This is a genomic window from Nostoc sp. (genome assembly GCF_036916975.1).
GTDB lineage: Bacteria > Cyanobacteriota > Cyanobacteriia > Cyanobacteriales > Nostocaceae > Nostoc.
Map to the genome: position 1 here is coordinate 30,249 of NZ_JBALFF010000078.1, position 14,232 is coordinate 44,480.

Annotated in this window: 14 protein-coding genes; 7 read left to right on the top strand and 7 right to left on the bottom strand. The window is 42.6% G+C overall.

From position 1 onward, the window contains the following. Positions 1–53: 53 nt before the first annotated feature. From V7K73_RS18850 to V7K73_RS18865, 4 genes are all read right to left on the bottom strand, one after another. A complete protein-coding gene (locus tag V7K73_RS18850) occupies positions 54–1,697 on the bottom strand; it encodes a sensor histidine kinase (protein WP_334882090.1) in 1,644 nt (547 codons plus the stop codon). A 565-nt stretch (positions 1,698–2,262) separates the two neighbouring features. Continuing rightward, positions 2,263–3,036 carry a 1-(5-phosphoribosyl)-5-[(5-phosphoribosylamino)methylideneamino]imidazole-4-carboxamide isomerase gene (hisA, locus tag V7K73_RS18855; protein WP_334882091.1) on the bottom strand — a complete coding sequence of 258 codons (774 nt, stop codon included), beginning with the start codon at positions 3,034–3,036 and terminating at the stop codon, positions 2,263–2,265. A 34-nt stretch (positions 3,037–3,070) separates the two neighbouring features. Continuing rightward, entirely contained in the window at positions 3,071–3,364 is a 294-nt protein-coding gene (locus tag V7K73_RS18860; RefSeq protein ID WP_229472636.1) for a DUF3593 domain-containing protein, read from the bottom strand. Beyond that, the gene (locus tag V7K73_RS18865; protein ID WP_334882092.1) at positions 3,361–3,696 is read right to left on the bottom strand and encodes a DUF2499 domain-containing protein; all 336 of its coding nucleotides are present in this window, start codon (positions 3,694–3,696) and stop codon (positions 3,361–3,363) included. The genes V7K73_RS18860 and V7K73_RS18865 overlap by 4 nt, the downstream gene beginning before the upstream one ends. 130 nt (positions 3,697–3,826) lie before the next feature. On the opposite strand from V7K73_RS18865, the gene csaB reads away from it, so the two are divergent. The 3 genes from csaB (at position 3,827) to V7K73_RS18880 (ending at position 7,466) form a co-directional block, all read left to right on the top strand. Beyond that, a complete protein-coding gene (gene csaB / locus V7K73_RS18870) occupies positions 3,827–4,879 on the top strand; it encodes a polysaccharide pyruvyl transferase CsaB (protein WP_334882093.1) in 1,053 nt (350 codons plus the stop codon). A gap of 490 nt (positions 4,880–5,369) precedes the next feature. Continuing rightward, positions 5,370–6,824, top strand: a complete 1,455-nt coding sequence (locus V7K73_RS18875; protein WP_334882094.1) for a glycosyltransferase family 87 protein — start codon at positions 5,370–5,372, stop codon at positions 6,822–6,824. Positions 6,825–7,013: 189 nt separating this feature from the next. Then, positions 7,014–7,466, top strand: coding sequence for a retroviral-like aspartic protease family protein (locus V7K73_RS18880; RefSeq protein ID WP_334882095.1), 453 nt, complete (start codon positions 7,014–7,016; stop codon positions 7,464–7,466). Positions 7,467–7,475: 9 nt separating this feature from the next. On the opposite strand, the gene pgeF is transcribed toward V7K73_RS18880, so the two are convergent. Continuing rightward, positions 7,476–8,282, bottom strand: a complete 807-nt coding sequence (gene pgeF, locus V7K73_RS18885) for a peptidoglycan editing factor PgeF (protein ID WP_334882096.1) — start codon at positions 8,280–8,282, stop codon at positions 7,476–7,478. A 77-nt stretch (positions 8,283–8,359) separates the two neighbouring features. On the opposite strand from pgeF, the gene V7K73_RS18890 reads away from it, so the two are divergent. Continuing rightward, positions 8,360–9,178 carry a biotin--[acetyl-CoA-carboxylase] ligase gene (locus V7K73_RS18890; protein ID WP_334882097.1) on the top strand — a complete coding sequence of 273 codons (819 nt, stop codon included), beginning with the start codon at positions 8,360–8,362 and terminating at the stop codon, positions 9,176–9,178. 90 nt (positions 9,179–9,268) lie between these two features. After that, a complete protein-coding gene (locus V7K73_RS18895) occupies positions 9,269–10,861 on the top strand; it encodes a M23 family metallopeptidase (protein WP_334882098.1) in 1,593 nt (530 codons plus the stop codon). 214 nt (positions 10,862–11,075) lie between these two features. Here the strand turns inward: V7K73_RS18895 and V7K73_RS18900 are convergent, their stop codons facing one another. Further along, the gene (locus V7K73_RS18900) at positions 11,076–11,753 is read right to left on the bottom strand and encodes a riboflavin synthase (protein ID WP_334882099.1); all 678 of its coding nucleotides are present in this window, start codon (positions 11,751–11,753) and stop codon (positions 11,076–11,078) included. A gap of 340 nt (positions 11,754–12,093) precedes the next feature. On the opposite strand from V7K73_RS18900, the gene V7K73_RS18905 reads away from it, so the two are divergent. Both V7K73_RS18905 and V7K73_RS18910 read left to right on the top strand, forming a co-directional pair. Next, positions 12,094–12,591, top strand: a complete 498-nt coding sequence (locus V7K73_RS18905) for a bifunctional nuclease family protein (protein WP_012406891.1) — start codon at positions 12,094–12,096, stop codon at positions 12,589–12,591. 314 nt (positions 12,592–12,905) lie between these two features. After that, positions 12,906–14,036 carry an aldo/keto reductase gene (locus V7K73_RS18910; RefSeq protein ID WP_334882100.1) on the top strand — a complete coding sequence of 377 codons (1,131 nt, stop codon included), beginning with the start codon at positions 12,906–12,908 and terminating at the stop codon, positions 14,034–14,036. Between the two features lie 31 nt (positions 14,037–14,067). Here V7K73_RS18910 and V7K73_RS18915 read toward each other — a convergent pair whose 3' ends face one another. Next, a complete protein-coding gene (locus V7K73_RS18915; protein ID WP_334882101.1) occupies positions 14,068–14,226 on the bottom strand; it encodes a hypothetical protein in 159 nt (52 codons plus the stop codon). Between the last annotated feature and the right edge of the window lie 6 nt (positions 14,227–14,232).

Sequence of the window (14,232 nt, forward strand, 5' to 3'; positions counted from 1 at the left end):
CCCAAAAACAGTGTAGGTAGTTCACAACTATATAGTGGTACCAAGTAGCTCCGTCATCTCGGCATTGATTCAGGTTGATGAACTGGTATCTCAATCATAAATTTGGTACCCTTTCCTAATGTGGAATCACACCACATCTTGCCATGATGTTTTTCTATGACTATTTTGTAGGTGATGGATAAGCCCAAGCCAGTGCCTTTACCGACGGGTTTGGTGGTGAAAAAAGGATCGAAAATGCGCGATCGCAATATTTCAGGTATCCCCGATCCATTGTCAGCGATCGCAATTTGCACCCGATTATCAGCCGTAACTTGAGTAGAAATCCAAATTTTACCGGGTTGTGTTTGTTGAGCAGATTCCTCTAGCGCATCGATCGCATTCGCCAGTAAGTTCATAAATGCCTGATTTATTTGTCCGGGATAGCACTCAACCAATGGCAACTGACTGTAATCTTTAACAACTTCAATTGCCAAAGACTCTGGTATTGCCTTGAGGCGATGTTGCAAAATCAGCAGCGTATTGTCAATCCCCTCATGAAGGTCAACAGCTTTGAATTCGGATTCATCCAGGCGGGAGAAGTTACGGAGAGATAAAACAATTTCCCGAATCCGCCCAGCGCCAACCTTCATTGATTGCAGCACCTTGGGCAGGTCTTCATTGAGAAAGTCGAGATCCACGTCATCCAAAATTGCCTGGAGCGTTTGGGGTGGATTGGGGTAGTGCGCCTGATACGCCTGAACTAATTTCAGTAGGTCTTTACTGTAGCTATCAATATAATTAAGGTTGCCGTAGATAAAGCTGACTGGGTTATTGATTTCGTGAGCAACTCCAGCAACCAGTTGCCCCAGACTCGACATCTTTTCAGTTTGAACGAGTTGCTGTTGAGTGCTATGAAGCTGAGTTAAAGCTTGCTGAAGTTCTGTTGAACGTTGTTCTTTTTCAGTGAGCAGTGTTTTCACGCGTTCGATCAAATGGTTGAATGCAGTCGCTAAAATACCCATTTCATCCTGGGTAGTGACGGGGGCTTGCAGGTCAAAGTTGGACTCTTGAGTGACTTGTTGCGCCACCTCTGTCACGGATTGCAGTGGTTTGGCAATGCTGCTCGAAATTCTTAATCCGATGATCAATGCCAAAATAACACAGTCTAAACTGGTGATACTGATCACAATCATTGTAGGTCTGGCTTGGGCGATCGCGTTGTCATAAAGCGATGACCACTCTAGAATCACAGCACCATCGGTATGATTTTGTTTAGTCTTGAGCGGAACGACAATTAATTTAATTCCTTGGGGATAATCAACGCTCTTTTCCAGAAAAGTTCTGAGGTTCCCATCCTGCATTGTTTGGTGGATTTCATTGCCCTTATCATCATCAAAAATCGTGCCGACATTTTTAGGAACGGCATCCGCCAAAATTAGCTTGTGCTGATTGACCACTACAATGTCGCGCTTTTGCATATCATGCAGTAAATTGGCGAAGTCTTGCAGTTTCTTTGCATGATTAACACCTGCCAATTTTAGGTAATTATCTTGATCTTGGGAGATAGAAGTCGCAAGCACTTCAGCAACGTGTTCAGCTTCTGTGATCGCCAGAGTTTTAGCAATTTTCTGGTTTTGGGCGATCGCAACCGCACCAACAAGGCTTGTTAATAAGGAAATGCCAACAAAACTTCTAAGCAGTTTGTGAGAAATTTTCATAGCCATAAATCAGCCATAACCATGTCAACCTAAAGTTAGTATTCCCAGATATTTGAATTACAAAGTTTTGAAAACTGAATAATCTTGGTAAAACTGGTAAAATTTCTGGACTGTAGGCTTTTAATTTGGCGAAGGTATATGCTGATATGGCGAGTTAAGCCCAACCTAAGGGATCTTACGGAAAGACAAAAAGGGCTAGTAGTCTGTCAAATACATTTTGACGAATATGAAGACATTTGAGAAACAGAAAAAACTCTTTCCCCACTCCCCAACTTCACGCGTCATTTTTGGGTTGACAGAGTACTAGTGTTCTGTCCCAAAAGTTTTCAGAGGTTCGTGGTGTTCAGATCCCCGACTTCTTCAAGAAGTCGGGGATCTCACAGCCTTGCAAAATTAATGGGACAGAGTACTAGGATGCAGACAGAATAAGTCTCATTGTCCTCTCCTATTCTTGATATACAACTATGATTTGATTGCGTGAAAAAAGTCGAGGGATAATATTTGCGAGATAATTTTGCTGGTTTTGTGGGATAGCCAACACAGGTTTATCTCAATAAAAATAATGTCAAGCAAAGGTAGAAAAACCGAGATTGGGGGGGATATCCTGAATCCGCCCTGGCCCGATCGCTCGTAATGCTTCTTTGAGTAAAATATCCCCAGTATACAAGGCACGTCCCACAATCACACCAGTCACGCCTTGAGGTTCTAATGCCAATAAACTTAACAAATCGGTGAGAGAACTTACCCCACCAGAAGCAATTATCGGAATAGAAATTACTGCTGCAAGTTCTCGCAAAGCTTCTAAATTGGGGCCGATAAGTGTACCGTCACGGTGGATATCTGTGTAAATGATGGCGGCTGCACCCAATTCTTGCATTTGTACAGCCAGTTGGGTTGCTAAAACTTCTGAGGTTTCTAACCAACCGCGAGTTGCTACGCGGCCGTTACGGGCATCAATGCCAATAATAATCTGTTCGGGAAATTCTTCACACAGTTGTTGCACTAACTGGGGTTGTTCTACGGCAATGGTTCCGAGAATTGCCCACTGTATGCCTAGATTGAATACTTGTTGTACGCTGGTGCGATCGCGCAATCCTCCACCAATTTCAATTGGCACTGACACCGCATGAGCGATCGCTTCAATTGCCCCCAGGTTTACTATTTTACCTGCTTTTGCACCATCTAAATCAACTATATGTAATCTGGTAGCACCTTGATCTACCCATTGTTTGGCAACATCAGCCGGATTTTCGCTAAAAACTTGTGAGCGATCGTAGTCTCCCTGATATAGTCGCACACAGCGACCTTCTAGTAAATCAATCGCTGGAATTACATCCATTTATCTGTTCCTCATAACTCAATGCAATTAAACACTAGTTTTTCATTTTTAATTGCCTTACAGCTTGCCCAAAACCCAGCACAAGCAAAATATTAGAAAGGGTCAAAAATACTTCTGCACCACCGTGCAACCAATCTATATTGGCCAAAGACTCGCCATAATGCAGTTGGGCATAAATTCCGGCTGGGATGGTGATGGCAACAAAGACGAGAGTACCATAAAATCCATACAGCGCTAAACGCGGCATTTGTGGACTGCGGCTAATAAACCACAAGAAACCCAAATAGGGAAACAGTGAAAGTGCAAACAGGGTTTCTTTAGAAATCATTGCTCTGATTTTATAGGTTTTGGTTCGACACTGTTAGGAGACTTGGTAGAACGCCAAATCAAATACGCTGCTGCCCAAAGCGTAAAATTACCAACTAATGTCATGGTAGCTTGAAGCGTTACCAACCATTCTAGAGATTCCGCGTTATCAAAATAATGCCAGGTACAGGCACACATGGCGCTGACCAAAGCTGGTAACATGGCAAGGGATAATCCCCACCAATTACGATTATTAGTGAGTTCGCCGTAAGTCCAAATTAACCAAATGGCGACAATCCACTCAATAACGCTAGAAATATGAATAATCCAGGTGGGAATCGAAAGGGCTTGCATAAGAAAGTTAGGAGTTAAGAGTTAGGAGTTGGCAATTATAAGTTAGGAGTAGCGCTGTTAATGTGATATGCAGCTTAGAGATTCATTTAATAATAACTATTAATCTAAAATCCAAAATCTAAAATCCAAAATGGTCAAGACGCGGGCGTTATTGTCTGGATATTACGGTAAAGGTAATGGTGGTGACGAAGCTTTGTTGGCAACGCTTTTGCAAATGTTACCATCTCACGTAACTCCTGTGATACTTTCTGGTAATCCAAAGGAAACGCGCGATCGCTACAATGTAGAAACCTGCGATCGCATGGCTCCCTTACCTGTACTGCAAGCTTTACGCTCAAGTGATGCCTTAATCTGGGGCGGGGGGAGTCTCATTCAAGATGTTACCAGCACTATCAGCCCATTTTATTATGGCGGACTGATGGCATTAGCCCAGAAAATGGGTTTAAAAACTGTTGCTTGGGCGCAGGGTATTGGCCCTTTGGTGCGTCCGCAAACTCGTTGGTTAGCACGGCAAACCTTTGGTAATTGTACCAAAATTAGTGTCCGCGATCGCGCCAGTGCTGCATTATTATCTGATTGGCAAATTTCTTGTATTATAGCTCCTGACCCGGTTTGGGCGTTGGAATCTAAACCAGTTCCCGGGCTTTGGGATTTACCTGCGCCGAGAGTTGCACTAACGTTGCGATCGCATCCCCAACTTACAGAAACACGCCTAGCAAACTTAACTCGTGCTTTGGTTGACTTTCAAAAAGCTACGCAAACTTTTATTCTACTACTGCCATTCCAAAAAAGTGAAGATTTAAGTATTGCCGAAGCCATTCAACCACACCTTAAAGATGTTAGCAAGATTTTATCTCTAGAAGATCCGCAACTTTTAAAAGGTGTGTTTCGCGGCGTGGAAATGGCAATTGGAATGCGCCTACACAGCTTAATTATGGCTGCATCTGTTGGTTGTCGCTGCTTTGCTCTGAGTTACGATCCTAAAGTAAATCGTCTCATGGAAGACTTAGAAATGCCTGGATGGGATTTAGCTAGTTTACCAGATGACCCCAATTTGATTAGTCTGACTTGGATGGAGCATTACGCTAATGGCGATCCGTTATCACCAGAGCAAATACAATCTTTAGTAGATAGAGCATTAATCCACCGCGAGTTGTTGAGCGATGTTTTATGTAATAAGTAAAATTAAACAATGTAGTGCTAAGAAAAGGCAAAACTTATATAAAAATCATATTTGATTTTTGAAATTATCTATGTAAGTAGGTAGGCAAGATAAAACCAAACTATGTAACGAAAAGTAAAATCTCTGTATTTGGCTCGTAGTTGCGCTGTCTTGCGCTTTAGCGCAACTACGAGCGAGTGATCATTATTTGCGCCCACTTACTTAGGTGGGGAGTGGGGAGTGAAGAGTAGGAAATATGGAATCACGCTTCTCGATTTGAGCGCGAGTTTTTTCACTCAATTAAATCATAGTTCTAGAGAGCTTATACACTGTACAAAAGAATCATTTTGTGTATCTGCTTAAATACCTCTTTTCCGGCTTTTATTAATCATTTTTTCGGCGGGAAGGGAGTAATTCTCAAAAATTTATGAAGTAGTTATAAAAATACCTCAGTATTTATTATCCAGATTCACTTTAGGGATATTATTTACTAAATGCAAAAATAATTATAATGATCAGCTTTGGTTTTTGGAACTTAATTATAGTAATTTTAGTTGCTGTAGTTCTTAAAAATAATTGGCGATTAGATGAAGAAAAGGCAGCCTGGAAAAATTCTGTATTCTTAAAATCTTCAATGATGCAACGGTTGGTAGAATTTTTTCGTCAACCAATTGTTAACTTACTCCTCCAAGCAGCTGTTGTATTAGTCGTTACAAGATTTCTCTGTTATACAGGTTGGCTACTTTATTTCCTAAACCAGCCAAATCCACCTTTATGGGATTTTCAGTGGTATTATGTGGCGAGTAAATTGGCTCATCAGCATGTGAGTCCTTTTAATGTCGAGATTTTTAATCAGACTTTCTGTAACATAACTACAGTATGTGGCTCTCTTCCACCGTTTGTCTATCCACCTAATATTATTCCTCTTATCTGGTTTCTCGGTTATTTTTCGATGAATACTGCCTATAAAATCTCGATTTTAATGCATATATTAGCAATTGGTTTATCCTTATGGGGAGCGAATATATTACTAGAGTCAAAGTCACGTTCTTTCAGAACTATTTGCACAATTTCGGTTGCCTTGATTTATGGCATAATCCGCGATCTTCAAGTTGGTAATGTTGCAATTTTTATTGCAGTTCTTATCTTATGGATGTTTATCTTAGCTAGAAAAAATCAGGATATTCCAGCAGGAATTTGCTTGGGGGTTGCCCTTTTTAAACCAACATTAGCTGCATTATTCGTTCTGTATTTTCTACTTAAAAGACGGTTCTCTGTAGTCTTTGTATCTGTAATCACAGTAACGGTTCTAGCATTTTTAGGTTTAGGCTTGACAGGTAATTCTTTGACACAATTCGTGTCGGATGCATTTCGTGGATTTTCCCTTTGGCAAAGCGATCCCGCAGTTAGCCCTTATATATCGATTAGTCGTCTCGATTTGATGGTTGTAGGGCCAAGATTACTTCCCAACAACCCATTCTTTGCCAAGCTATTGTCAAACTTAATTGTTCTGATACTTCTTGGTTTGGCGGGTTGGTATTGGTATCTACAGCAATCTCTCACCGACTGGTCAAAAAAAATATATTTAGCAGAAATGGCAATAGTTTCTTGCTTGAGTATTGGCATTACCTATTCGCAGGAAACTAGTTCTGTAATGTTAATACCTGCTGTGGTTTTTTTGCTAAATGATTTACTATATCAAATCAGGCATTGTAAATTCTCTAAAATAAGAATGTCTATTTGGTTAGCAGGGGTTTGCTGTCTTGCAATACAAACAGCAGTTATTCATGGCTGGCTCATCCACTCTCTAGCAAACCGATGGAACGTGAAAGCAGGGGAATTGCCATACATTATGAAAATAACTATCTTCGCCCTACCGAGTTATGCGGTTTTAGGAATCACTCTGAGTATTTTAGTCTTAGCAATTAGTTCGCTTCGTCAAAAACAGGTTATGAAATATGATTAGAGAAAATGCAATCTTTGGTGGATGGTGCTTTAATGCACTGTGAGTTGTTGAGGGAAGCCTTGAGTTAAGTTTTTGTCTAGATAGTCTGTGGTAAGTACTCGAAATCACGCCATAATAAAATCACACAAGCGCGTACATTTTTAGGATACTTTAGAAGCAGATTAAAGAATTTTCCAAAACATACAAATTATGGTAAATCTCAATCATTACCATTCTGCCAACAATCAACCTATGGGTGCAGTTCGAGTCAAAGTCAAGCTCACTAATGCCATCGATGAAGCGCTTGTCAGCCGAGGAATGCTCAATCCAAATATGTTGCGGGTGTATGAAACTGAAGCATTAGTCGATACTGGGGCAGTACGTACTGTACTACCCATATCTATTGTTGAGCAACTTGGCTTGAGAATTCGAGGACAGCAGATTGCCCAATACGCCAATGGTAGCGAAGAATCTATAGGCGTGACTGAACCCGTAATTATTGAATTGACAGGACGAGAAACTACCGAAGCAACATTGGTTACAGGTAATATAGTTTTGATTGGACAAACGGTGCTTGAGACGCTCGATTTACTGGTGGACTGTAGAAATCAGCGACTTATTCCGAATCCTGAACATCCTAACTATCCTGTGATGAGAATATAGGATTATTTGTCATTTGTCATTTGTCATTGGTAAGGGTTTTAATTTACCGCTAACAATCCCTGACCATTGAACTTTTTTCTCTTTCTCGCGGCGGTAAGAAAAGAAATGCTCTGGAGTTTGGAAAGTACAATAAGGTGCGATCGCAATTTGTTCTGCACTAATCCCCATATTTTCCAGTTGTAAAACATTCACTCGCCGGACATCCAGCCGTACTTTACCTGGACTAGAATCTTCCAATAAGGGTGAATTTGGTAATTCATGTAATGCATTTACAATTTTTTCTTCGTCGTTATATGGTATAATACTAGCTCCGATTTCGGCAGCTACTTCGATAGAGACTTGGTAAACCTCACCAGCGATCGCAGGCCCCATCGCAATCCGTAAATCATCAAGTTTGCTGCCTTGAGATTGTAATCGAGCGATCGCTAGAGGGACAATTTTCTTAGAAGTCCCCCGCCAACCTGCGTGTAATGCTGCCACCTGTCCAGTTTGCACATCGCCAATCAACACGGGTGTACAATCTGCACTAGCTACCCAAACAGCTTGTAGAGGGCGATCGCTAACTAAACCATCTGCCGACGCTAAATCCTCTCCAAGAGTGCTTAAAAGGCTATCAATTTCTTCAGGGGTGAGAACAGTATTGCCATGAACCTGCTTTAAGCGATAGACTAATGCCTCTGGTTGCAATACTTCTGTGATAACTTGTGGCGATCGCGGCCAAAACTGCTGGGTAAAGAAGCCGTGATGCCAACCTTCCAGAATACTACAAGTTAGATAGGGCAGTCCTTCCCAATTGTGCCAGTGCCAAGTGTGCATCTTCAACCAAACCTAAACAGAAATCACTCATCAGCCAATCAATGCTAACTTGAACAACGGAATTTGGGTTAACTGCTGTGGAATTTAATTTGCAAAACTTGGAAACAGCCTTAAAGGCAGCGCGTAAGTATACATATTTACCATTTTCCCTGCACTTTTTTGAAAGCGTCTCTTCAACAAATCAAACCCTCTGGAACTTACTCAACCAAGGGGCTATTTCAGGAACAGTAGTAATTGCAACTGTGCAATCTGCTGGGCGGGGACAATGGGGCCGTGAGTGGATTTCTCCGGTTGGCGGATTATATGTTTCCGTGGCGATTTATTTCGACCACAAAATAGAGGCTACTGACAGCTACCAGCTAACTTTTGCTACTGCTTGGGGAATTGCGTCTCAATTGCGCCAATGTGGTGTAGATGTTGGGATAAAATGGCCCAACGATTTAGTTTTAAATGGTCGCAAACTAGGCGGCATTTTGACAGAAACCAAAGTAAACAAAGGACAAATCACTCAAGCAGTAATTGGTGTTGGTATTAACTGGACAAACCCAGTACCAGAAACTGGAATCAATCTGGAATCGTGGCAAGCTTCCCAAGATTTTAGAGCAATTTCTTGTCTGGAAATGCTCACCTCTAAAGTCTTGCTGGGAATAGAATCCGGTATGGAGTGCCTTTGCCAAGAAGGAGTACAGGTACTCTTGTCTCGCTATTTAGATTTGCTTATAAATATGGGCGATCGCGTCTACGTCAACAATATTTCAGGTAAAGTAGTTGGGGTGACTCCTCAAGGAAATTTACGAGTTGATTTAGAAACATACAATACAAAGGAACTAATTACACCGGAAATTTATATTGAACCCGGTACAATCAGTTTTGGGTACCATAAATCTTCCGTTTAAATTTGAGGTTTGTTTAAAATTCCGCTCTTTGGGCAAGACAAACCACTAGCATCATCTCTTTAGGCTAATTACACACAACTGAGAGAACAAATGACGCAGCGCAAAAATTCTGCCCCTCATCGTTTGCATTACTTATGGCAGCAAGGTCTAACAAAAAAACGTTTTGCCTCAACACTACCAGCCCAGAGCCTCTGTTGGCTGAGTAGCGTTAGCCTCCTTAGCGGCGGCTTTGTGTTTGCTCAAACCGAAACACAAATAGACAACATCGTTCCCACAGTCGAAACTTCCCAGCCAACAGCAGTTATAAACCCAGTTAACACTGAGCGAAGCCAAAGTGTTAAAAAACAGCCTGTTGCACCCGAAACCGCTCAAGCCCAACCGGAATTTTCCCAACGGCGAGCTAGACTCAGAAAGAGATTGGTCAAGCCAGAAGTTGCTCAATTAAAAGAGCCAGTTAGGCAGTCTACACCCAAAATCGAAGCTGCCCAACCTGTTGTGATTATCAGACAATCAAAACCCAAGGTAGAAGCCTCCCAGGTTACTCCTGTACGGGTGAGACAGGAAAAACCTAATACCCCTTTCCGCTCTTTACCTGAAAAACTTCCAGAAGTTGCTCAACCATCAAATAACTCCAACAGCCCTGTCAGTGCAACGCCGGAAAAAACCAAGGATTATAATAACGCCTATATTGATCCTAATAGTTATGACAGTGGTGCTACAGCTACTTATCAAGCACCAAATTCCGTAATTCTCACAGAACGCTCCAGTGGTTGTCGAGCCATTTTGCCATCAGGGCAAAGTGTATTAGGCGGCGTTTGCGCCAAAGTACCGCAAAAGAGTGTAGCTGATTCTAATAGTAAACCGGCACCTACTTGGCTTAGAAGAAGTCAAAATGCACAATTACCAGTAGTTGTTCCACCCGTGCGGCAGATTGCATCTTCTACTGGCAACACCAGCAGATGGCGACCTACTGCAACTCAAACTGGTTCTAGCGGTGTGACCAAGAGCGGATTTAACCCGAATCGGTTTATACCAAGTCCTAGCGAGTTTAGCCCTACGAGAGTGAGTGCAACTCCCATCGCACCCGGTGGCGGTACTTTACCTCCACCAATGGCAGATGGCAACATTGCACCCCGTCCTAGCAACGTAGCTTATGACTTTTCGCTAGCATCAGTATTGCCGCAAATTCCCTATATAGGGAGAGTTGCCTATAGTGGTACGGGAATAATGTATCCACTGTCTATACCCGCTCCCATTACTTCTTTGTTTGGTTGGCGAATTCATCCAATCACAGGTAATCAACGCTTCCATGCTGGTACAGACTTAGGTGCGCCTACAGGTACGCCAGTTTTGGCCGCTGCTGCTGGTCAAGTGGAAACTGCTAACTGGGTGGGTGGTTACGGTTTAACCGTTATTCTAAATCACAAATCTGCTGAACAAACTCTCTACGGTCACATGTCAGAAATCCTTGTTCAACCCGGTCAGTGGGTACAACCTGGAACTGTCATCGGGCTAGTTGGCAGCACCGGTAACTCCACAGGCCCTCACCTGCACTTTGAAATCCGCCACCTAACACAGGATGGGTGGGTTGCGACTGACCCAGGCGTGGAACTACAAAGCGCCCTCAGCCACTTAGTTCGAGGCTTGCAAACTGCTCAGGTAAGCCAGGAACCAGGAAGCTAGAAGAAAGAAAGTGAAGAGTGAGGAGTGAGGAGTGAAGAGTTATGAATTTAAAACTCCAAACTCCAAACTCCAAACTCCAAACTCCTAACTCCTAACTCCTAACTCCCAACTCCTAACTCCCAACTCCAACTCCTAACTCCCAACTCCAACTCCTAACTCCTAACTCCTAACTCCTAACTCCTAACTCCTAACTCCTAACTCCTAACTTCTTTAGTTACAGATACCCGTGTTCTGCTAAGAATGCCGGTGTAATGCCATCCATACTAGTTTCATCAGTGGTGGTGTGGGAGTTTCCCGGGTAAACGAATTTTTCGACGTATTTGCCGAGAATATCCCCTTCTAGATTCACCCAACTCCCAGAAACCAAATAGCGAAGATTTGTCTCGGTGTATGTGAGGGGAATTACTGCCACTGTGAATTGAGAGAGTTCTGGCTCATAAGCGGCTACTGTGAGACTGATGCCATTAACGGCTATGCTACCTTTGGGGACAATATACCGTGCGATCGCCTCGGATGCAATAAAGGTCATTTCCCAAGAACTAGCCGTTTGTTCTGCCACTAGCAATCTACCGATGCCGTCTACATGACCCATCACAAAATGACCGCCAACTTTGCTCCCCACCCTGAGCGACGCTTCTAAATTGACATATCTCTGTTGCGTTTGCTCACCTCCCAACGTCGTGCGGCGTAGCGTTTCCGGTGAAGCCGTGGCAATAAATCCGTCTTTTAAAACTTTTTCTACTGTCAAGCAAACACCATCTACAGCAACACTGTCACCATAAGCCAAATCTTGCATAATTACTTCACCCGACTGGCTTACGCAAGTAATTTGCCAAGAATCGCCCCCCAAGGGTTCCATCGTTCCTAATGCCTGGATTAATCCTGTAAACACGGCTTTTTTGTCAAACTAACTCTATTTATTGCCTATTTTTGCTTGAAATCAATTGGTAATTCTCACAGAAATCTCCAACATCCAAGTATATTTTCTGACTTTTTTTCATATAGGAATATTAACACATTAGCATCCTTCACAGGGCATACTTGGGTAAGAAGGTTATTGTCTAAGAAGACCAATTTGACTTACTCTGGTTTTCGCCACAAGTTCGGAGTTTAATAGAAGCAATTATAGAGAACGAATGCTTATGTTTATTACTGTCACCAACCCGCCTAAAAAGGGGTGCTATTTATTACATAGCATCCAAGGCTCTCGAAGCATTGTAGAGGCTTAGGCAATGATTGAAATGAAAGTCGCTGGCATAGCATTAGATGCCATAACCCGCAGCCCGATTGTCCTTTTGAAAGATTCTTCAGATCGGCGGGCTTTGCCAATTTACATTGGTCAGGAACAGGCTAGGGCAATTATGGGCGCACTGGAGAATCAAAAGCCTCCCAGACCCTTAACCCACGACCTGATTGTGAATCTTCTAGAGACTTGGAATATGACTCTAGAAAAGGTGATTATTCATTCCCTGCAAAAGGATACATTTTATGCAGCTTTAATCGTCCAGCAAGGCGAGGTCAAAAAAGAAATTGATGCGCGTCCTAGCGATGCGATCGCCATTGCCCTCCGTACAAATACCCCTATTTGGGTAATGGAAGAAGTGATTGCTGATGCTTCTATCCCTGTCGATCGCGATGCAGATGAAGCCGAACAGCAAGCCTTCCGTGAATTTATTTCCAATCTCCGTCCTGAAGATTTGATTAAGCGCTTTGGTAATGGCGACAGCTAAAAAAGTTAGGAGTTATGAGTTATGAGTTAAAAGTTATGAGTGATTTTGCTTCAACTCCTAACTTCTAAGCAAAAAAAGTTAGGAGTTAAGAGTTATGAATTACTTCCTTCAACTTCTAACTCCTAACTCCTAACTCCAAACTCCTAACTCTTCTAACTCCAAACTCCAAACTCCTAACTCCTAACTCCAAACTCCAAACTCCAAACTCCAAACTCCTAACTCCTAACTCCTAACTCTTCTAACTCTTCTAACTCCTAACTCTTCTAACTCCAAACTCCAAACTCCTAACTCCAAACTCCTAACTCTTTTTAAAGATGCAATACCGACGCTTTGGTAAAACGAATCTGCGCCTCTCGGTTTTTTCTCTGGGAACAATGCGCTACTTGGCTTCTGTTGAAAATGCTCACCAGACTATCGAACAAGCCTTAGCGCTAGGAATTAATCATCTAGAAACCGCCAGAGGTTACGGCAAAAGCGAGGAGTATCTTGGTAGGTTCCTAAAAGCTGGGTTGTCAGTACCCCGAAGGAGGCTTTATGTCACTACCAAAATCTCAGCCACAGCAGATGCTGATACCATGCGTCGGTGCATCGACGAATCCCTAGAACGATTACAGCTAGATTATTTAGATTGCTTAGGCATTCATGGCTTGAACACTTGGCAACATTTAGAGTGGGTGCAAGCCAAAAATGGCTGTATGCAAGCCGTAGAAGAAGCTGTTGCTGATGGTCGAGTGCGACACGTTGGTTTTTCCAGCCACGGGTCATTAGAGTTAATTCAGGCAGCAATAAATACAGATTTTTTTGAATTTGTCAATCTGCATTATTACTATTTTTTCCAACGGCACGCACCAGCGATTCAACTAGCTGCCGAAAAGGACATGGGCATTTTCATTATTTCCCCGGCTGATAAGGGGGGACGGCTCTATAGACCACCCCAAGCTCTCAAAGACCTGTGTTACCCGTATTTACCCTTAGAGTTAAATTATCGGTTTTTACTTGGTGATAGCCGTATTACTACTTTGAGTATCGGTCCAGCAAACCCAGATGAATTAAGGGAACCTTTGCGAATCGCTGACTATGATGGAGAGTTAACATCAGCCGAACATTCTGCTTTTGATCGTTTAGAAAATCACCAAAAAGTTGCTTTAGAAACTGATAATTGTAGCCAGTGTTATGCTTGTTTGCCCTGTCCAGAAAACATCAATATTCCAGAGGTATTGCGGTTACGAAATCTTGCAGTGGCATACGATATGAAAGACTATGGACAATATCGTTATGGAATGTTTGAAAATGCCGGTCATTGGTTCCCTGGAATGAAGGGCAACCGTTGTACAGAATGCGGTGACTGTTTGCCTCGCTGTCCAGAAAAGTTAGATATTCCAGCTTTGTTGGAAGATGCTCACCAAAAACTAAGTGGGAAAGCAGGTAGGAGATTGTGGGGATGAAAATGTAAACAGGATAGGACTTACGCACGAGTTACGGAATAACAAACCGCAGAGGACGCAGAGAAGCCAGTGCGCCCTTGCGGGTTAAGAGACTTGTCCCTTGCGCGTCTCCCCAAGGGAAGAAGCAACTGGCGCGACAAAGAGAAATGAGAGTTTGAGAGATTTGTTGCGTAAGTCCTACAGGAGCCATAATTCA

Coding starts and splice junctions, on each gene's coding strand:
- V7K73_RS18850 (WP_334882090.1), bottom strand. CDS start 1,697: ATGAAAATTTCTCACAAACTGCTTAGAAGTTTTGTTGGCATTTCCTTA.
- hisA (WP_334882091.1), bottom strand. CDS start 3,036: ATGGATGTAATTCCAGCGATTGATTTACTAGAAGGTCGCTGTGTGCGA.
- V7K73_RS18860 (WP_229472636.1), bottom strand. CDS start 3,364: ATGATTTCTAAAGAAACCCTGTTTGCACTTTCACTGTTTCCCTATTTG.
- V7K73_RS18865 (WP_334882092.1), bottom strand. CDS start 3,696: ATGCAAGCCCTTTCGATTCCCACCTGGATTATTCATATTTCTAGCGTT.
- csaB (WP_334882093.1), top strand. CDS start 3,827: ATGGTCAAGACGCGGGCGTTATTGTCTGGATATTACGGTAAAGGTAAT.
- V7K73_RS18875 (WP_334882094.1), top strand. CDS start 5,370: ATGATCAGCTTTGGTTTTTGGAACTTAATTATAGTAATTTTAGTTGCT.
- V7K73_RS18880 (WP_334882095.1), top strand. CDS start 7,014: ATGGTAAATCTCAATCATTACCATTCTGCCAACAATCAACCTATGGGT.
- pgeF (WP_334882096.1), bottom strand. CDS start 8,282: ATGCACACTTGGCACTGGCACAATTGGGAAGGACTGCCCTATCTAACT.
- V7K73_RS18895 (WP_334882098.1), top strand. CDS start 9,269: ATGACGCAGCGCAAAAATTCTGCCCCTCATCGTTTGCATTACTTATGG.
- V7K73_RS18905 (WP_012406891.1), top strand. CDS start 12,094: ATGATTGAAATGAAAGTCGCTGGCATAGCATTAGATGCCATAACCCGC.
- V7K73_RS18910 (WP_334882100.1), top strand. CDS start 12,906: ATGCAATACCGACGCTTTGGTAAAACGAATCTGCGCCTCTCGGTTTTT.
- V7K73_RS18915 (WP_334882101.1), bottom strand. CDS start 14,226: ATGGCTCCTGTAGGACTTACGCAACAAATCTCTCAAACTCTCATTTCT.